Origin of the sequence: Pseudanabaena minima str. Chao 2107 (assembly GCF_051131155.1) — a bacterium.
In the GTDB taxonomy this organism is placed as follows: Bacteria; Cyanobacteriota; Cyanobacteriia; order Pseudanabaenales; family Pseudanabaenaceae; genus Pseudanabaena; species Pseudanabaena minima.
The window spans coordinates 2,096,994-2,116,293 of sequence record NZ_CP159508.1; the positions used below are offsets into that span (position 1 = coordinate 2,096,994).

The window sequence follows — 19,300 nt, forward strand, 5'->3', positions numbered from 1 at the left end:
CCATGGTGGCATGGTATGCCGTGACCGTGTTGGGATTAACGGGAAAAGTCCGATTCTTTTGTCAAGACGAAACAAGGATTGGTTTGAAAACCATCAGTGGTCGTAAAATAACGGCTCGTGGGGTCAAACCCAAGGCAAAAGTCCAGTGGCAGTTTCAGGCTACATGGTTATACGGCATCGTCGAACCTGCGACGGGAGAAAGCTTTTTCTATGAATTTAGTCATCTCAACACTGACTGTTTTCAAATATTTCTAGACCTTGTATCAGAGAAATTTGCAGACAGCATAATTATCTTGCAAGTTGATCAGGCTGGTTGTCATCGGGCTAAGCGTTTACGATTACCTCACAATATCATTTTGATATTTCAGCCTGCTCATTCTCCAGAATTAAACCCAATTGAGCGGGTTTGGCTACATTTGAAGCAAGGGTTGAGATTTTCTTTACCCAAAAATATGGATGAGTTGCGGCTTTTGGTCAAGAATCGTCTCTCCGAAATGACTAAATCTGTAATTGCTTCTCTTGTCGGTAGAGATTCCATACTGGATGCTCTATCTGTTGCCTCTCTTTTGTGATTTGGTATTACCTATCTGTGGGAATGGATGAACTTTATCATTCAGTCCACGGCTGATCTGGTCTGTGCCTATAAACCGACTTTAGGATTTTATACAGCGTTAGGGGCGAGCGGTTTAGAGCTATTAGCCAAGACCTTAGCCGCCATTCCGCCAGAGATTCCGATTATTCTTGATGCGAAACATGCGGATCTCAATAGCAGCACAGTGATGGCAAAGACTGCCTTTGAGCAGTGGGGTGTGGATGCGATTACCTTAAGTCCCTATGTGGGGCAAGATTTGGCAGCGAGATTTTTGATGTATCCCGATAAATCCATTTTTGTAAGTTGCTATTCATCAAATACAACTGCCAAAGAGTTTCAAGAATATCCCAATCCTGAGCAGCCTTTATATCTAAATGTGGCGCAAAACTGTCAAGCTTGGGCAGGATTGGATAATTTAGCCCTAGAAATAGGGGCAGCAAATCCTGAAGCTTTGGCAAAGGTGCGATCGCTGGCTCCTGAGCGCTTAATCTTGGCGAGAAGTATCTGGGCAAATAGTCAAGGTAGTGGTCAGCGGATCGAAAACCTAGCAGCCATTCTCAATGCTGGGCTAGATGCCAATGGTGGCGGCTTAATTTTACCTGTGAATCAAGATGCGCTGGCAATTGGTGAACCTGCCCAATTAGTGCGATCGCTACGGGATGAGGTCAATCAAGCGATCGCTTTGACTACGCACCAACGTCCTACCTGCGATCTGTGGATGCCCAACGTTTGCTTGCTCGATCAAGCAGGACATCCCCATGCCAATCTGATCTTGCAGTTGTTTGATATTGGTTGCATTACCTTTGAAGAAACCGTGCAAGCCTCTGGTCAAGTTTTTCCCTATTACATCGATTTACGGCGAATTATTTCCAATCCTCAAGTATTTGATGCGGTAATTGGCACGTATGCGGAGATCTTGCAAGATCTGAAATTTGATCGCATTGCAGGGATTCCCTACGGCTCATTACCCACAGCTTCAGGGCTAGCATTGCGTTTAAATTTCCCTCTAATTTTCCCGCGCAAAGAGGTAAAAGCCTATGGAGCCAGACGCTTGATTGAGGGAAATTATGAAGCAGGTGAAACTATAGTCGTGGTTGATGATATTTTGATTTCGGGTAAGAGTGCGATCGAGGGGGCGCAAAAAATTGAAAGCTGCGGCCTAAAGGTCTGTGATATCGTCGTATTTATTGATCATGAGTCGGGAGTATGCGATCGCATCCAAAAAAGTGGATATTCACCCCATGCGGTGTTAAAAATCTCTGAAATAAATGAGACACTATACCAATCAGGGCGTATAACAGAAAAACAATTTATTGCTTTATCGCATTCTTAGAAATCATTTAGGAGTTGTCTAGATCCCCCCCAGCCCCCCTTAAAAAGGGGGGAGAATTAAATTATTCCCCCTTTTTAAGGGGGATTGAGGGGGATCTCTTAAAGCTTTTGACCGTAGAAAGTAATTCTTAAATGGCTTCTTAAATATCACGAGTACAAATTTGTCTATGACAAATTCGTACTCCAATCTCATCCTTACAGGTTATTGATTAGAGTTACGCATGTTCAAAAGAATTAGTCTATTACTTGTTTCTGCGGCAGTTGCCACGCTTGCGCCGATCGCCAATTCAGCACTTGCTGCCCAATCATCTAAACCTGCTCCACCCGAACTGGAAAATATCGTATTTGCGCTGGACAAGGCAGCCAGTAAGCAAGATATTGAAACGGTGATGAAATATTATGCTCCGACTTTTAATCATTCCGATGGGCTAACCCGCGATCTCTACAAGCAGACATTAAGCGAACTCTGGCAACGTTACAAAAACATTACCTATCGCACTGAAATCTCCAAATGGGAAAAAAAAGGAGACTTGATTACTGCGGAAACAGTGACGATGGTTCAAGGAATGCGTGGGGCTGAGAACGATAACTTCAAGTTAGATGCTAGGTTGATTTCGACACAGACCTATAAAAGTGTCAATGGACAGCTACAGGTTGTGTCGCAGCAAGTTTTAGCAGAGCAATCTTCATTGAGTACGGGTGATGCCCCTCCACCCGTTAAGCTGAAAGTGCCTGAACTGATCGGCGTAGGTCGGCAATATGTCCTTGATGCGATCGTCACCGAGCCACTGGGTACAAGTTTATTGTTAGGGGCAGCGATCGAGGAACCTGTCGAAGCGAAGAATTATCTAAATGAAAACATGATCAACCTGCGCCCTTTGCGTGCAGGTGGATTATTCAAGATTGGTCAGGCTCCTTTTTCGTCAGGCGATCGCTGGATCTCTGTGGTGTTGGTGCGCGAGTCGGGCATTACGATCGCCAGCCAACGCTTACGAGTTAGCAAAGATTTCACAGGCAATCAATATACGCCTCTACCTGAACCAGATACGACTCCTAGCCGTGTCCGTCCACGCCCTAACAACGATCAAACTCTCTAATCCAAAAACATAAAATGGCTACGCCATTTTATGTTTTGAAACCCCTTATTGGGGCGAGAAACTAATAACTGATGTTACGTGGATAGAATTCCTACGATCATCTAAGTCTAGGGCTGGCACGGAGCCACACCCCCCTACAAAAATCTAAATTATTGAAGTAGGGGCAATCCCCCCGTGGTTGCCCTGTCGTGATAGAAACTAGAGATTCATCATCTGAGTTCCACATAACATCAGTAATAAAAAAGCACCCTTCGGGTGCTTTTTTATTAGTTTTTAAATCGAGGTGGTGGTGGCTCGACTTTAAAGATGGTTTTCCAAGCTTCTACTGTGCCTGCGCCAATAGGAAAATCAGTGGTTTGATCATTGTTCCACACAGCCCGAATCGTCGTATTACCTGCGGGTAAACTTGTTAAAGCAGCAGCTAGCTCAGGATCAACCTCACCATCGGTATAGGTGTAAATTTTGCCTTGAACACTAAATAAAAGCGCTTTGGGCGATCGCGATCGCTCTCTCTTTTCATAAATAGGCTCTGGATCGCTATAGCGCTCATTAATATAGCGATCGTGATGCCAAATACGACGATTTTTCCAAACGCGGCGATAACCAACTACATCTGACCAATATTCCGTATATGTCGCTTTAATTCCCTGCTTTGACCAACTGGAAACAAAGGCAAAATCATCGCTAAAGTGCTTGTCATAAACAAGTTTGCCATCAAAGGGATTTTCAACAACATTCGACCAAGATACATTAGCGTCTTGGTTTACTGATACAGGTGTTACCGCAAAAGCACTAGGGGCGATCGCCAACAGTAGACCGAAGCTCATTCCCCAAGCACTAATTCTCCAATCTAAGGATTTGTGGCGCATAGTACAGCTAACTAAATGAGTAATGTAGACACTTTTGAGCAGCCATTTGTTCCTATATTCTAACTACAGCGCTTTGCGCTCAAACCAAGAAAAATTTTGAAAGCGTTGCTTCGCAACGCTTTCAAAATTTTTCTTGTGGTTGCTTTGATCAGCAATTACTTGGCACATCCACTATTGACTCTACCCTTAGGGGATAGTGTGTAATCACAACAAGAGGTTCATGAGGTCAACGAAATGCTCAAAATTGGAGATTTTTCTAAACTCAGTCAGGTGACTATTAAAGCCCTACGCCTCTATGACGAAATGGGTTTACTTAAACCAATCTCCGTCGATCGCTTTACGGGATATCGCTTTTATTCGGCGAGTCAATTGCCCAGACTCAATCGTATCCTCGCCTTCAAAGATTTGGGATTCTCTTTAGAGCAAATTTCTCAACTGCTCAATGAAGAGATTTCTCCTGAACAGATGCGCGGAATGTTGCGAATGAAGCAAGCGGATTTGCAACAGCAGATTGAGGAGGAACAAGCACGATTGGTGAGAGTAGCAGCCCGCCTTAAACAAATAGAACAGGAGGATGTTATGTCTAATTACGAAGTTGTGATTAAGAAGTTTGAACCGATTACAGTTGCTTCAATTCGCGAGATTTTGCCTAATTATGCGGCGATCGCTAATCTCTTTCAAGAGCTATATCAGGATCTCGCGCAGCAAGGAGTTACTAAGTTTGAGTACGATGCTGGGATCTGGCATGATTCTGGATATAAGGAAAGCGATGTGGATAGTGAGGCAGTTGTGTCTGTGCCTGCTTCAGTCAAAGGGAACGATCGCATTAAGGTCTATGAGCTTCAGGGGTATGAGGCGATCGCCTGTGTGGTTCATCATGGCAGCTACAGCACTCTTAATAATGGTTATCAACATCTACTAGCTTGGATGGAGAATAATGGCTATCGCTGCATCGGTGCAAACCGTGAGTTCTATATTCAAGGTGGTGCTGAGTTAGATAATGAGTCTTACATTACTGAGATTCAGTTCCCAGTCGAGAAGGTTTAACTTGCGAGTTTTTGGACAAAGCATTCCCTATGAGAATTTCTACGGGAATGCTTTGCCCCTGAAGTTTTTGGGTGTTTATATTGCTAGGCAGAAATCAGTTGTAGGGTTTGTTGATTTTGTAGGTACTCTAAGACCAATAGTCTGAGATAGTCCAACATACAGATATATGACTGCATCTGTGGATAATGCGATCGCGCTTCGCTGTAGAGTTGAACGATGAGATGGTTGTTAAATACGCTTAGTTTTTGGAGTTCGGCGATCGCTTGGCGATCGTTTTTTAAACTTCCTGATGCGGCGATTTGGCTGGCGTAACCCCGAATACTTACTGTCAGCAATTCAATTTCTTCTAATGGAGTAAATTCTTCTTCAGAATTGGAGAAGTTTTGGGTAATTTGTTTGCGTTCTAGTTTGGTGTTTTGATAGTTCACGGTTAATTGCTCTAGGAGTTGAGCAATATAGTTTCGCTGAGATGTTAATTGATTTTGAGTTTGTGTCATTTATTCCTTTGTTCAATTTTATGAATGAGTTCTTCTAATTAGAATGGAATTGTAGGGGCAGAGCATTCCCACCACAATCTCTAATTTTTTAGATAATCTTCTTTTGGGAATGCTCTGCCCAAAACCTCACAACGCAGGGACAATTTGTCTGTAAAGGCACAGAGGGCATAGCATTTGCGGATCGAGATTTCTGTGATGAGTTTTGAAATTGTGACGCAAATGCTATGCCCCTACGGTCTTTTTACTTGCTCAAGGATGGCAAGGACAATTTGAGAATCAATACTATCCAATCCTTCGCAGAGAATATCTTCATTGCGTTGTCCGTTGAGGATTTGCCGAATCGCGGCATTGAGATTTTGCCACTCTGAAGGAGCATTTTCCATTTCAGATTCTAATTGCTGTCTAACCTCGGCATCGTCAACTGCTCTCACTACACCGTCGATAAGCTGGGCGTATTGGCGTAGCTCGTAAGATGTGCCTGCAAAGTTGGCGCGGGCGGTGCGAGAAAGGCGGCGATAGTCCTTTACTTTGGCTTGATCGCCTAGTTTATCGCTAATCTCTGCCAAAATGTTATAAATCTTCCAAATCTGAGCCGCCGCAGGATCGAGGGTTTTGTCTATGGCTAGTCCTTCTTCCGCTAACTGTTGGGCTTCGTTGAGGCGATTCGGAAGTTGTTGGAGGAGATCGGCAAGGTTAGTTAGTACCTTAGAAGCACTTGGCAAATCACCAATAGACTTAAAGTAGTTGAGAGTCTTCCGATACCATGCCTCCGCTTCCGTCAGTTTCCCCGCACCTTTGCTCACGATCGCCAACTGATTCCAAGTCGTTGCTGCCCCATTCGATCCACCAATTAAGCCCTGCGCTTCCCTAATCTGTGCGGATTGGCGATAGTGTTGCTCTGCGGCTTCCCATTGGCGCGATTCTTCAAAGGTTCTGCCCAACTGATGCCATACAGATGCTTCTGATGTGGGTTCGTTGAGTTGCTGAAAGATTTGCAGTGCTTCTTGGTAGCGTTGGGCGGCTTCGGTGAGGTTGTTTTGCACTAGTGCCAATGTTCCTAGTTGTCCTTGTGTAACAGATTCCCCTCGACGATCTCCAATTTCTTTTTTAATCGCTAACGATGCCTCGTAGGACTCACGGGCGCGATCATAGTCCCCCATATCTCTCAACACACCCGCAAAATCGTTCTGTAATAAGCCCATCTGTCGCTTCACGCTGTTATTTTGCTCTAGCAGTGCTGCCACCTCTAAGCCAAGGCGATAGCTTGCAGCCGCTCGTTTTGGCTGTCCCGTTGACCCATAGCACCGTCCAAGGTTGCCAAGTATATAACAACGCTGATAGCTAGGAGTCGCGCCCAAGCCTGCCAAAATCTCATTAAACACCGCCTCTGCTTCGGTATAGCGCCCTGCATTCCACAACTGTTCGCCAGCACTAGTGCGCGTCATAAACCAAGTTTGGGAGCCAACCTTACCGCCGATATGTTGCGCCTTTGCTGTCAAGTCTTCGCGATCTTGATTCAGTCCGAAGTTGTCCAGAAACTTGTTAACCTTCACCACAAAATCCACTGCAAAGTCTGCACCTGCGGCGATGCTACCGCGCACCGCATAGAGAAAGTTCGGCAGTTCTCGTTGGGCGATGCCTCTCATTGCAAAGGGATTTTTATCATCTTCAAAATACAAATAATTTGACAGTTGGTAATAGCGTAGTCGATGGCGGATGAGGAGTTGCTGTTGTTTGAGTTCGGTCAGCCGAGACCACATCGCAGGGGCAAGGGTCGGATGAAACTTGAGAAAAGTTTGACCATTTTCCAAAGATTCAGAGCGCATTAGTCCTGTTGCTTCTAGCTTCGTTCTGAGTTCATTCCATTCCGTTTCCGCAATTTCCGTAATCTCAATCAAATAATTCTCAAAAGTCCCTCCTTGAAACACTCCCAACCACTTAATCCATTCCTGCGCTATAGGATCGAGCCGACTCACCGACAGATTCAGCGAAGCAAGTAACGGATTATCAGGAGATTGAACCATTAACTCCTCCAACTCCTTACGCACATCCAAAACCTGCCGATCCTTCAACTGTGCTGCCAACAAACTGATCGCTAAAGGCAAACGCTGCACAAGCTCAAACAACGCCAACAAATCCTCACGAAACGGTAAATCCAAACGTGGCGCAGGAGGCAACTTCAACAGACTTTGGAAATAGTTCACCGCATCATCAGGTTGCAAACCCTCCAATTGCAAAGAAACGTGCCTACTTCTACGCCCGATCGCAATCGGATAATTGGGATAATCAGGATGACGCAAATCAGGAGTGCGTGTGGTCAGCAATACCCGACTTTCTCCCGCCTCCGACCATTCCTTTGCTGCATCTAGCAAACCTACCAACTGCTCCGCATCCAACGACTCCAAATTATCCAAAATCACCAGCACCGACTGATCCGCTAACTCCCTCGTCACCGCCGCCGCATCGATCAAATTTGTTTCCAATACTGTCGCCAACACGCTCACCGCATAGGATACCGCATCGATCCCCTGAAAATTGGCATAGCCCACCAAACACACCCGCGCAAACATCCCCGTCCGCAACAGCCAACGCCCCGCCTCTTCAGCCAAATAAGTCTTCCCCATCCCACCAAAACCCGAAATCGTCACCCGCCGCGTATCCCGCACATACGCTCTCTCGATCTGCCACAACTCCCAAGCCCTACCCCAAAAGCCAGCCTTCTGCACCTCACTAAGATTGCCTCTAATCTTCTCCCCCTTTTCCAAGCGGGGCTGAGGGGGATCTCCCGCAAACAACGCCCGATCGCTCCCCACCTGATACAACGCAGGTAAAAACCAATCCTGTAACCGCAAAGTAACCCGATCTCGTCCACGCTGGCGATCGCCCCGTTCCCGATGTGCATACAAATACCGCCGCGCATTTTCCAACGCCTCGCCAAATCTCTGACCCTGTGTCAAATGTTCGTAAAAAGCCCCAAACATCCGTTCCATTGTTGACGTTAGCACCGAATATTGCATCGCCAAAACTGTCGGAATCCCTTCATGGGTCAGCCCTGCCGCCACACTTCCTATCGCCTCTTCACCCGCCACCGCCGCCGTCTGACAAGCCGAAAGCAACATTGCACTGATACCAGCCTGACTCAAACTTTCCCCAACTTGCGCCGCCGAAACGCGATCACTATTACCACCAATATCCTCAAACAACAGATAACCAATATTCTTATTTGCATCAAACACCCCATGCCCATCAAAATGCACAATATCTACAGGTGGTAAATTTTTATCTGCTAGACGTTCTACCAATTTATCGAGAGTTGCAGGACGCAAAAACTCCACATCAATTAATCCCTGTGCATTTTTAGCGATCGCCTCAAGAGTTGCCAAGGCATCTTTACGCGGATCGAGAAAACCTGCACCTATGGGGCGGCTAATCACAAACAGCAAACGCAACCGATTTTTGGGAGGGACAATACTTTGCTTAACTGAATCTTGCTTAAATTCTGACTCATTTGTTAACTGCGAAAAACTACGCCTTATCGAAATTGGATTTTCTTCATGCGATAAATAAGTTCCCTTTGGATCGCGCAACAGTTCCCAAGGTAAAGCCAAAATAAGCGGATGACTTGCTGAAATTGTTAAGATCTTGTCTCGTTGATCACTATCCTGAAAATCGTTAAATATTTCCTTCGCGTCACCAACACTAAAAATTGCTTCAAACAATGCTGCACCCCACAAAGGCAATTTCGCCTCAGTCCTTTCAGCACTGCGATCGTCCACATCCATCATGTAAAGTGATGTATATTTCTCCAAATAATCACGAATCTCAGCGAGATCGCCATCATTCACAGGTGCTACAAATTCCAGAGCATCCGTCTCGCGATCGTCGAACTTAATGACAAAGCGATCGCTACTCGTAAACCGCACATTTAGCTCAATCATCAATACACCTCATCGTTCATGGCGATCGCCATGAATGATTTATAACAACAAACTTGTAGGGGTTTAGCATTTGCGCCAATATTTTTATATTTCCTACGATAATCTCAAAACGCAAATGCTAAACCCTTTTCGCATTCACCAATAAGTTGTCCCTGCGTTACGAGTTTAGGGCAAAGCATTCCCAAATTAAAATAGTCTAAAAACACAAAGATTTCTGTGGGAATGCTTTGCCCCTACCGATCATCATAGACAGTAACTCAGCATCATATTTCTTTTTCACCAGACATGCTTAGTCGAAAAACATCTAAAAAATCAGTAGGATTCAGAATCGGAATACCTGCAAATTCTTCAAGCACCAGCAAATCAAGATCTCCTGAAACAACCAACATAGCTTTAGCGGCGATCGCTGTTCCCAAAATCACTGCATCATCAGGATCTCGTAAATTAGGGACATTAACCGAGAGCGGTACACAAACTTGAGAAAGTTGGCGCACAAGATTCATCAAGTCTTGAGAAGTTATGCCTAGCGATCGCATTTTCGACTGAAATTTTTTACGTGCCAATACCTCTTCCAACTCACTCAAAATCGGCTCCGAGACAAAGACCGTTACTGCTCTGGATCTCGCTAAACCAATGATTTGTTTGGGAACGCCTTGCCATAACAAACCAGAAATCCAGACGTTAACATCTAAAACTAGCCTCATCCAATTTCAGCCCTGCGAGACTTTCTTACCTCTTTAACGATTTCACTAATTTCTTGTAGCGATGGTTGTTCTGGATCTTCACCTGCTGTCTCAATCCTTTGAGACAATTCTTCCCAAGTCAAGGCATTTGGACTAATTTTTTTGAAGACGATCTCATTGCTTGTCACCGAGACTTCGTAACGATCCGAAGCCTCTAACTCAGCTTGCAATTTTTGAATCTCTTCAATATCAGTAGTAAATGTCAGGTTGCCGCTTTTTTCCTCAGCTACACTATCTAAATAATTCCGATGAATCTCATCGCGCCGACGCTCAATTTGGCGATTACGAATAATTTGTAATAACAGATCTTGCTGATCGCTTGGTAACTGTTCAACAACCTCAATCGCTGTCGCAAGTGTAACCATTTCAAAATACTCCACTTATGCAAATCAAACTATACAGATCTTAAAAGATCCCCGACTTTTTCTTTGACTGTCAAAATTTATCTGTAATTGCAAAGAAAAAGTCGGGGATCTGGGCATTTGCGAATTTCTTAGCTTTCCTTGCGATCGCCATATTCATCACAAAATGCCTTCACCCCAATATGCAACACAATCACCGTCACCGCCACGATCAACGTTGGCAACACATTACCCGATAAACCTAGCCCAGCCAAAATTCCTTTAAAGGTGGAAATTGTCTCCTTATTATCCAGATCGCCCCACTTCTTCCATTGCTTATGCAGCACCCCATCTTCCTCACAGAGATCCGCTTTGGCTGCTTTCCAAAACTTTTGTAAAAAACTCTTTGCTGGTTCCTTAGTTGCGGTTGCGATCGCCTCATTTTGCTTAACCAGTTGTGCCTCTTTATCTCCAGATTTTAGAGACACATCACCAGACAGCGAACGCAACTCCAATAATTGAGCATCAATTTCCGCCGCAATTCGAGAAATCTCTTGATCAGAAAACATAAGTCCTTCTCCGCACCAGCTATTTCAAATTATTGGACAATTCTAAACTAAAAAGAGTGAAGCAATGCTTCACTCTTTTTAGTTCTATTCTTCTTCTATCCCAAAAACTTGATTAAAGGTTTTGAGAACTTTATAACCAGTATCAATCGACTCCAGAGGATCTTTGCGGAGACGGTGACGTAAGCATAGACCGATGACTCGTTTGATATCATCTACTTCTACTTCTTTTCGTCCCTCAAAAGCAGCGATCGCTCTAGCCGCACGGTTACTGACAATATCACCACGCAACCCGTCAACATTAAGCTCTGAGCAAACCCTAGAGATATTCAACCGCAGATCTTGAGGAATATCAACTTCACTGAGAAGTGTTTGCGCTCTCACGATTTTGGCTTGGAGTTCTTCTTGTTGAGTGGCATAGTCTTTGAGAAATCCATGGGGATTACCATCAAAATTAGTGCGTTCTTCTACAACTCGCACACGTAGCTCTGGTTCGCGCACAGTGCGAATTTCAGCATACATGCCAAAGCGATCGAGTAATTGAGGACGTAATTCGCCTTCTTCAGGATTCCCTGAACCAACTAACACAAATCTAGCAGGGTGACGAATCGAGATACCTTCACGCTCAACAGTATTCCATCCTGAAGCAGCAGAGTCCAGCAACACATCAACAAGGTGATCATCAAGAAGGTTAACCTCATCAATGTAGAGAATGCCGCGATTTGCCTTAGCTAATAGTCCAAGTTCAAAGGCTTTAACACCTTCTGATAGAGCCTTTTCAATATCGATTGTGCCACATACACGGTCTTCTGTTGCGCCGAGAGGCAAGTCCACCATAATTACTTGTTTGGTGGTTACAGGTAAGGTTTCTCCATTGGCAACGCGGCGGCGCACTTCTTCACTTTGGAGATCGCCATCAGTGGGATGGCTGCTAAATGGATCATCAGCAACAACTTCGATTTCGGGAAGGAGGTCGGCAAGGGCGCGAACGGTGGTGGATTTGCCCGTACCGCGATCGCCCATGACCATCACCCCACCGATTTTGGGATCGATGACGTTGAGCAACAGGGCGAGCTTCATTTCTTCCTGTCCGATCACGGCGGTGAAAGGAAATACAGGTCGTCTTGTCGTTACAGTTGGTTTAATGGGAGTTGCAATCAAGGTTTTTTAAATTTTGTATCGATAAATATGTCACTCTAGCCAATATACAGCTTTTCACAACCCAAAAGAAGAGGGGCAAAGCTTAGTGTTCTCATCTTCTTCTAAGGTAGACCCAAACAATAGAGTGCTTAGCGGCTTTGTTCACTCTATTGTTTTCCGAAAAATCACACTGAGATTATTGGCTGGCATAGGTTTTACTGTTTGTAGCACAAGGTTTTGTGCTACAGCAACATCAATTACTGACTCAAGATCGCGAACTCCCCATTCTGGGTTTTGATTGCGTAGGCTAGCATCAAAGTCAGCATTGCTAGGAGCAGTATGCTTGCCGTTTTGTTTATATGCACCGTAAAGATATAAGAGTCCACCCTCTGTCAAAATCTTGTTTGCCCCAGACATTAGCCCTAGGCAAGCTGTCCAAGGCGCAATATGAATCATGTTGATATTGACGATCGCCTGAATGTCTTGATTTTGTAACTGTGGATGGGTTTGCCAATCGGTTTCAGTCACATCAATCATGAGTGGTGTAAGGAGATTAGGCGATGGATAATATTTTTGCCAAGCGGTGATGCTGGAAATAGCGATCGGGTTAGGGTCAGAGGGTATCCATTGGCGCGGTTGCAGGTGTGGCGCGAAGTAGACGGCATGTTCTCCAGTGCCGCTAGAGATTTCAAGAATATTTCCTGTGGGTGGCAAAATTTGCAATAGCGTTTCTAAGATCGCTTCACGATTTCTCAATGTGGCTGGCGCATATTGTCTGGCATCTTGCATAGGTTCGGTTTTGGGATGATGGTGATGGATGATGCCGAATTATCAGATGGCGCGATCGCGATCATTAAACTCTCAACCAAGCAAAGATATCGCTGGCTGTAATCTGCCAATTTTCTAAGTCAGTTAGGACAGGTAAAGGCTGGGGGGAATCAGTTTCGGCAAAGTATATCTGGGTGGAGCCGTTTTGAAAGATCATCACGGATTTAGTAGCAGGATCGATGAGCCAGCCAATTTCGCTACCGTGAGCTAGGCAAAAAAGAATTTTTTCGATAACTAAAAGAGGAGATTGATCGGGCGATAGGATTTCAATAATCCAGTCGGGGGGATCGCTGAATTGGTTGCTAATTTCACCATCAGAATCGAGAGGTAGATTTTGCCAACGAATTACGGCAATATCAGCAACAATGGAGCGCCCTGCGAAAGAGCAGCGTAACTCAGTGAGGGCATAAGCAGATTTTTTGGGTTTGGTTTGTTGATTAATGGCTGAGGCTAGTTCAACTTGGATTATGCTGTGTTTACCTTTGGGCATAACTTTTTGGGTAATGATTCCGTTAGCATATTCACTGGATGGTTGAGTTTCAGGAAGGGCAAGAAATTCTTCAAGGGAGAGGGTTTGTGGCTTTTTTATTGTCGTTACCATGTTTATTCTCCGATGCTATCTGGTTTGATTATATAGCTGTCGCCAAGTGTATGAGGACATAAAACCCAAGAAGAGAATGGCGGCGCATCGCGTCCCCATTCTCTTCTTGGGTTTTGATTTTGTCCTAACACAATCGACAGTAGCTATAGAGAGCAAAAATAGGCGATCGCCTATTTCCATTTTCACCTAATACAAAAAAACAAAATGGCTATGCCATTTTGTTTTTAATCCTTAAAAGAAGATTTTATGGCGCGGCAAAGCCGCGCCATAAAATCTTCTTTTTAAGCTTTATTAGTTGATTTAGGTGATTGGGCGAGATACTTTTGTAGCTGTTCCATAGCAAGCATTAACTGCGGCGTAGGATCGATCGCTACCAATCCCTCTTGCATCTTTTGCCAAATCTCAAAATGCAGGTGAGGACCAGTTGCTAGCCCTGTACTGCCAACTAAACCGATCACATTGCCCTGCTTGATCTCTTGCCCTGGCTTGACTAAAACCTCAGACAAGTGAGCATACCGCGTCTCATGGGTATCACCGTGGGAAATGACCACGATTAAGCCATAGCCTCCGAGCCAACCTGCAATTTCCACTCGACCACTAAAGGCGGCAACTACAGGTGTACCTTCAGGGGCGGCTAAGTCTGTACCTTGATGAAAGCGAACTTGACCCGTAACAGGATGTACACGAGTCCCAAATATCGAACTAATTACCGAGGGAGCGATCAAGGGGAACAGCATTTGCTTGTCACCATTGCTAGGTAAGCTCATCGCGGCAATTTCTTTTTCCGTTAGGCGGCGCACTTGTACGGATGTGTCACCCGAAGCCGCAGCATAAAGAACATTGCCATTTTGATAATATTTTTGAGCATTATTTTTAGAGACGATCGCTTCAGGATTACAAAGATCAGCATTGCGCTCTAAAAGGCTACTAGCCTTGAATTTACAACCAGTGGATCGATTTTCCAAGACAATTTCGACGGGTTGTCCGATGGGTTGCGATCGCTTTGCTGCTGCTTTTGGTGATGGAGTAGCAGACTCAATGTTCACTTGGACAGACTCGCGATTCCCCACATTAGTTATTACAGGCTGATTAGCTGGAGCCGCATTACTACGCTCACTTTGAATCTCAATGGTGGTCGGTGCAGGAGCAATCTCAGGTTGAGGTTGTGCTTGAGGGGCTGGCACAGAAGGTTGAGAAACTGCAATATCAGGTGATACAGCCGACTTGGACGCGGCATATGCTGAGCCAACTAGAAAGTAGTTATTTGTGGAGAGGCAGAGCAATGTAGCCAGTGTGATGCTTGAGATTGTTGATTTTCGCATATTTTAATTCTACTGATAGCCGACAGAAAAAGTTTGAGGCTGATAGATTGCGTCTTGGGAATTGCCCTCCCATCTTACTACCAGTTCGCCTGTTGGTCTAATGTCGATTATTTGCCCCTGAAGTTCCCGTCCATTAATCGTTTGACGCACATTTTTATCGCTAAGCATCTCCAAATATTCCGCCAAAATGCCCATAATTCCTTCTTGATCGCTACGTGTTTGACCTAATTCAAGCCCTTGTAGCACCACCTCGATCAGTTCATCCATGCTTGACAAAGTAGTTGGCAATTCGCCCAAGGCGATCGCGCCTTCAGGTACATCATTTGTCCAATTAATGCCGATCCCCACCACCGCATAAAGAATTTTCTCACCTTCAATCCTTGTCTCGGTGAGAATACCTCCTAATTTGCGGCGATCGATTAAGAGATCATTGAGCCATTTGAGCTTGACATTTGCCCCTGTAGCATTGAGAGCTTTGGCGATCCCCCAAGCTGACCAGAGCGTAATTTGGTGAGCATTTGCGGCGGCAACATTGGGCTGCAAAATCACCGACATAAATAATCCGCCCAAATCAGACTGCCAACTATGACCACGTTGCCCCCTACCCTTAGTCTGACGTTTGGCAATGATCACGGTATGGCAATCAACCTCAGAGGGGGGATTGCCATTTTGAGCTTCGACAGAATTTAGGCGATCGATTAAGCGCCAAGCTTCGCTATTAGTGGACTCAATTTCTTCGTAACGGATGATCTGAAAATTCAAAGTAATTTTTAACTATGAAGAAGCTTTAGTTTCAAAGTATAAAAGATCGGTAAACACTACACCCGCAAGTAACAACAACTTTTCATCAGCAGTTAATTTTGCATCAATAAATCGCACCCTAAAGTTATCAGCATCGGTAAATAGCTCTTTAGATAGCCCCGTCCATTTCTTTTCAATTACAGATACTTCCCTTTCCCCTTTTTTAATCGGGAATGTCCAAATTTTCCAAATCGGCGAATTCATCGTCATGATCACTCGCCCCCTAAGTATCGAGAAAATCAAACTTTTTGTTAAACCACGCAAATCTCTGTTGCAAACTTCCCACAGGGCGATCGCCTGCGCCAAAAACAACCAGATGCTGAAAGAACCAGCGAAAAGGATGATAAGCGCGAAAAACCTGTTGATTATGCAGATCAGTTTCCACGATATTAAAAACCTGCCAATGTCCTAAAAACTGACGCATAATCGCATCTGAAAAACCTAGCTTTGGTTCAGCACAGTAACCAAACTGCTGACCATCATCTGTTTGAATTTGATAACGGTTGCGAGTTTCAAAACCAAATATTTCCGCTATTTCAAATTTTTGTTTGACATAAATTGCATTGGCTTGAGCGAGGGTTTATAAGAAAATACTCATATTTGTATTCAAAAGCTGCCCTTCAGAATACAGCATCCTAATTTGCAACCTCAAAATTGTTGTGATAGACAAAACCCTTCACAACAATTTTGGGGTTTGAACTGCATGGTTTGCTATGTTTTTTAGAGGTTCTAAAAATATTGAGGGATGATCTTGAGTAATTCATTTAAAGAGCGAATGCTGCTCTCTCACAATTTTGACATTTCACCAGACACCGCACCGCCCCTCAGTCGAGAGGAATTTGCTGAAGTATTTCATTTAGGGTTAAGCGATCGCCCATCTTGTCAAACACGCTTAGTCAATCATCCCCATTGGACAGTGGAAATTTTGTTTGATCAAGATCAGTTTTCACCGCAGCAAATTGGTGAGTTTTGCGCTCAGTCCTTAGCATCCAAACGTATTAGTCAGGGATTAGACCATAATTCACCCCTTGAAATTTTAGTTTTAGGGGGTGTCAAAACTACCCCACCAACCAGTGATAATCCCGATGCTTTGCAAACAGGAGATTGGGGTGTGGATGTAGTGGAGACAAAGGTGGGTACAGCCTTTTTACAAAGTATTTCGTGGGATACAGCGATCGCCTCAAAACCTGCGGAATCAGTTTTTAAGGTTGAGTTTTGGGTATCAGAGTCAAGTAAGTAGTCCCAAATTAAACACAAGAGTGATGGCATCCCAGAAGCACTGCCGCCATCACTCTTGTGGGTTTGATCAATTAACTTTAGTTATTACCATTTGCCGCCATTTGCGGCGAGCAAAGCACGCCGCAAATGGCTAAAACATTAAAACCCAAGAATTGATTGGCGGCTCGCCGCCAATCAATTCTTGGGTTTTATGTCTTCGTACACTTGGCAACAGCTATAAAAATATTGATTACGTAAATATTGATTGTGATTGATTGTGTAAATATTGTGCAAATATAAGCAAAATTCACAAATCTTGATATTTAAGTTTACTTACTTGTAAGAGAATCGATTATAGCGAAGCGTATAAACTGCGCTTTATTCAGATTTTTATTCAGATTTCAGACGTAAGGTCAAGCAATGCTGAGCTTTATATCTAAAATCTGTCTAATTTCTATTGAAATACTTTTAATACATACTCTTTCGTTAAATCAGGAGATATTGTCTAATGCCTTTTGGACCAGCTTCACGCTTGGGTGTCAGCCTGTTTGATGAAACTCCTCCCATTGAATCAGTTAATGGTCTTTCTTCAGAAGGGCTAGAAGCTATTATCAATGCAGTTTATCGTCAAGTACTAGGTAACGCCTATGTAATGGAGAGCGAAAGACTCAGCGTTCCTGAATCCCAATTCAAGCGTGGCGAATTAAGCGTCCGTGAATTTGTAAGAGCAGTTGCCAAATCTGACCTCTACCGTTCCCGTTTCTTTACTAACGCTGCACGTTATCGCACAACTGAACTCAACTTCCGTCATTTGCTTGGTCGCGCACCAATCGATTATGCGGAAGTACGTAGCCATAGCGATATCCTTGACACTAAAGGATTTGAGGCTGATATCGACTCCTATATCGACAGTGATGAATACCAAAATACCTTTGGTGAAAACATTGTTCCTTATATCCGTGGCTATAAAACCGAGGCTATTACCAACTTGGTACAGTTTACCCACACCTTTGAATTGGTTCGTGGAGCCTCTAGCAGCAGCTTGAAAGGTGATTTGGCAGGCAATAGCCCCAAACTAAATTCACTAATCATCAACTCCACTCCCACGGCTGTCATTCCTTCAACGGGTGATAGTGGAACCTTCCGTACTCCTGCTGATGCACCACTTACCCGTCGTGGTTCCTTTGGCACTCCGAGCAGCAAGGTTTACCGTATCGAAGTTACTGGCTACCGTGCCAAATCTGTCAACAGTATTTCCAAGTTCCGTCGGAGCAACAAAGTTTATTTGGTGCCTTTCGAGCAACTTTCCCAAGAATACCAACGCATTCATCAACAAGGCGGCGTAATCGCTAGTATTACTGCTGTTTAATTTTTTATTCGCTAGAGGTTGCTTAGTAGCATCTAGCGAATTTAACTAGATTTTTTTTATTACAACGTTAATTAAATACTTTCATCAATTCTTAATAATATTTGGAGAGAATTTTATATGGCAACTTTATTAGCTGCTCTAGAACTGTGTCCTAATAGTAGTTCCGAAGAGTTGGAAACAGTTATCCGTGGCATTTACAAGCAAGTTTTGGGCAATCCTCACGTTATGGAAAGTGAGCGTCTGTTGTCTGCTGAATCAAAATTGTGCGATCGTTCTATCTCAGTACGCGAATTCGTAAGGATTGTTGCTAAGTCTGATTTCTATCGCGATCGCTATTTCACCTCTTGCGCTCCTTACCGCTTCGTTGAACTCAATTTCTTGCACCTACTAGGTCGCGCTCCACAAGATCAACGTGAAGTATCCGAGCATATTGTGCGGACTGTTGCTGAAGGCTACGATGCTGAGATTGATTCCTACATTGATAGCGATGAATATCAAGCTGCCTTTGGCGAAAATACTGTACCTTATAATCGTGGTAAAGACAGTGCTAACAACGCCTATCAGGTTGGCTACAACCGTATTTTCGCGCTTGATCGTGGTGCAGCCCAGTCTGATAGCGCTGTGCAATCTTCACAGTTAGTTTATGAAGTTGCCACCAACAGCAGCAAAGCAATTAAGCCTTCTACCGCCACCGTAATTGGTTCTGGCACTGAAAAACGCTTCAAGATCTTGGTATCTGGTTCCAAGTTTGACACTCGCCGTCGCGTCAGCTCCACTGAGTACATCGTCACAAAGAGCAACATGACTGCTCAAATCCAACGGATTAACCGCACCTCTGGCAAAATCGTTAGCATTACAGAAATTGCTTAATTTTTAAGCAATTAGAAGAATAGCTATAGCATTCTTTTACCAGTAGAGATAGGTAAGTACTTGACACAAATATTACAAAAGATTACTAAGCAGTCTTTTGTAACATTTGGGACATAAAAAAACTGATTT

General features: G+C 44.2%; 18 protein-coding genes and 2 pseudogenes. 7 read left to right on the top strand and 13 right to left on the bottom strand.

What is annotated here, in order from left to right; genetic code table 11:
• Positions 1 to 2: 2 nt before the first annotated feature.
• The 3 genes and pseudogenes from ABM313_RS09350 to ABM313_RS09360 all read left to right on the top strand — a co-directional run bounded on the left by ABM313_RS09350 (position 3) and on the right by ABM313_RS09360 (position 3,021).
• Positions 3 to 572 (top strand): IS630 family transposase, encoded by a 570-nt coding sequence (locus ABM313_RS09350; protein WP_434683804.1) that lies wholly within the window; start codon positions 3 to 5, stop codon positions 570 to 572.
• 6 nt (positions 573 to 578) lie between these two features.
• Positions 579 to 1,925, top strand: a pseudogene (locus tag ABM313_RS09355) (bifunctional orotidine-5'-phosphate decarboxylase/orotate phosphoribosyltransferase); the annotation flags it as partial.
• A 220-nt stretch (positions 1,926 to 2,145) separates the two neighbouring features.
• The gene (locus ABM313_RS09360) at positions 2,146 to 3,021 is read left to right on the top strand and encodes a hypothetical protein (protein WP_434687509.1); all 876 of its coding nucleotides are present in this window, start codon (positions 2,146 to 2,148) and stop codon (positions 3,019 to 3,021) included.
• Positions 3,022 to 3,287: 266 nt separating this feature from the next.
• Here the strand turns inward: ABM313_RS09360 and ABM313_RS09365 are convergent, their stop codons facing one another.
• Positions 3,288 to 3,890, bottom strand: a complete 603-nt coding sequence (locus ABM313_RS09365) for a hypothetical protein (RefSeq protein ID WP_434687510.1) — start codon at positions 3,888 to 3,890, stop codon at positions 3,288 to 3,290.
• A 234-nt stretch (positions 3,891 to 4,124) separates the two neighbouring features.
• Between ABM313_RS09365 and ABM313_RS09370 the strand changes: the two genes are divergently transcribed.
• Complete coding sequence (locus ABM313_RS09370) at positions 4,125 to 4,937, top strand: MerR family transcriptional regulator (RefSeq protein ID WP_434687512.1); 813 nt, start codon at positions 4,125 to 4,127, stop codon at positions 4,935 to 4,937.
• Positions 4,938 to 5,020: 83 nt separating this feature from the next.
• Here ABM313_RS09370 and ABM313_RS09375 read toward each other — a convergent pair whose 3' ends face one another.
• From ABM313_RS09375 to ABM313_RS09430, 12 genes and pseudogenes are all read right to left on the bottom strand, one after another.
• A complete protein-coding gene (locus ABM313_RS09375; protein WP_434687514.1) occupies positions 5,021 to 5,434 on the bottom strand; it encodes a hypothetical protein in 414 nt (137 codons plus the stop codon).
• Between the two features lie 230 nt (positions 5,435 to 5,664).
• Entirely contained in the window at positions 5,665 to 9,372 is a 3,708-nt protein-coding gene (locus ABM313_RS09380; RefSeq protein ID WP_434687516.1) for a tetratricopeptide repeat protein, read from the bottom strand.
• Positions 9,373 to 9,635: 263 nt separating this feature from the next.
• A complete protein-coding gene (locus ABM313_RS09385) occupies positions 9,636 to 10,076 on the bottom strand; it encodes a putative toxin-antitoxin system toxin component, PIN family (protein ID WP_434687518.1) in 441 nt (146 codons plus the stop codon).
• Positions 10,073 to 10,480, bottom strand: a complete 408-nt coding sequence (locus tag ABM313_RS09390) for a hypothetical protein (RefSeq protein ID WP_434687520.1) — start codon at positions 10,478 to 10,480, stop codon at positions 10,073 to 10,075. Before ABM313_RS09390 ends, ABM313_RS09385 begins: the two co-directional genes overlap by 4 nt.
• Positions 10,481 to 10,608: 128 nt before the next feature.
• The gene (locus ABM313_RS09395) at positions 10,609 to 11,025 is read right to left on the bottom strand and encodes a hypothetical protein (RefSeq protein WP_434687522.1); all 417 of its coding nucleotides are present in this window, start codon (positions 11,023 to 11,025) and stop codon (positions 10,609 to 10,611) included.
• An 84-nt stretch (positions 11,026 to 11,109) separates the two neighbouring features.
• Positions 11,110 to 12,183, bottom strand: a complete 1,074-nt coding sequence (gene bchI, locus ABM313_RS09400; protein WP_434687523.1) for a magnesium chelatase ATPase subunit I — start codon at positions 12,181 to 12,183, stop codon at positions 11,110 to 11,112.
• Between the two features lie 141 nt (positions 12,184 to 12,324).
• Positions 12,325 to 12,951 carry a DUF938 domain-containing protein gene (locus ABM313_RS09405; RefSeq protein WP_434687525.1) on the bottom strand — a complete coding sequence of 209 codons (627 nt, stop codon included), beginning with the start codon at positions 12,949 to 12,951 and terminating at the stop codon, positions 12,325 to 12,327.
• A gap of 64 nt (positions 12,952 to 13,015) precedes the next feature.
• The gene (locus ABM313_RS09410) at positions 13,016 to 13,591 is read right to left on the bottom strand and encodes a Uma2 family endonuclease (protein WP_434687526.1); all 576 of its coding nucleotides are present in this window, start codon (positions 13,589 to 13,591) and stop codon (positions 13,016 to 13,018) included.
• Positions 13,592 to 13,872: 281 nt separating this feature from the next.
• Positions 13,873 to 14,913 (bottom strand): peptidoglycan DD-metalloendopeptidase family protein, encoded by a 1,041-nt coding sequence (locus tag ABM313_RS09415; RefSeq protein WP_434687527.1) that lies wholly within the window; start codon positions 14,911 to 14,913, stop codon positions 13,873 to 13,875.
• A gap of 9 nt (positions 14,914 to 14,922) precedes the next feature.
• Positions 14,923 to 15,675, bottom strand: a complete 753-nt coding sequence (locus ABM313_RS09420) for a biotin--[acetyl-CoA-carboxylase] ligase (RefSeq protein ID WP_434687528.1) — start codon at positions 15,673 to 15,675, stop codon at positions 14,923 to 14,925.
• A 12-nt stretch (positions 15,676 to 15,687) separates the two neighbouring features.
• Positions 15,688 to 15,924, bottom strand: coding sequence for a phospholipid scramblase-related protein (locus ABM313_RS09425; RefSeq protein ID WP_434687530.1), 237 nt, complete (start codon positions 15,922 to 15,924; stop codon positions 15,688 to 15,690).
• 13 nt (positions 15,925 to 15,937) lie between these two features.
• Positions 15,938 to 16,279 (bottom strand): annotated as a pseudogene (locus ABM313_RS09430) (phospholipid scramblase-related protein); the annotation flags it as partial.
• 186 nt (positions 16,280 to 16,465) lie between these two features.
• Between ABM313_RS09430 and ABM313_RS09435 the strand changes: the two are divergent.
• The 3 genes from ABM313_RS09435 to ABM313_RS09445 all read left to right on the top strand — a co-directional run bounded on the left by ABM313_RS09435 (position 16,466) and on the right by ABM313_RS09445 (position 19,171).
• A complete protein-coding gene (locus ABM313_RS09435; RefSeq protein WP_434687532.1) occupies positions 16,466 to 16,954 on the top strand; it encodes a DUF2656 domain-containing protein in 489 nt (162 codons plus the stop codon).
• 486 nt (positions 16,955 to 17,440) lie between these two features.
• The gene (locus ABM313_RS09440) at positions 17,441 to 18,301 is read left to right on the top strand and encodes a phycobilisome rod-core linker polypeptide (protein WP_434687534.1); all 861 of its coding nucleotides are present in this window, start codon (positions 17,441 to 17,443) and stop codon (positions 18,299 to 18,301) included.
• A gap of 117 nt (positions 18,302 to 18,418) precedes the next feature.
• Entirely contained in the window at positions 18,419 to 19,171 is a 753-nt protein-coding gene (locus ABM313_RS09445) for a phycobilisome rod-core linker polypeptide (RefSeq protein ID WP_434687536.1), read from the top strand.
• The last annotated feature ends 129 nt before the right edge of the window (positions 19,172 to 19,300 follow it).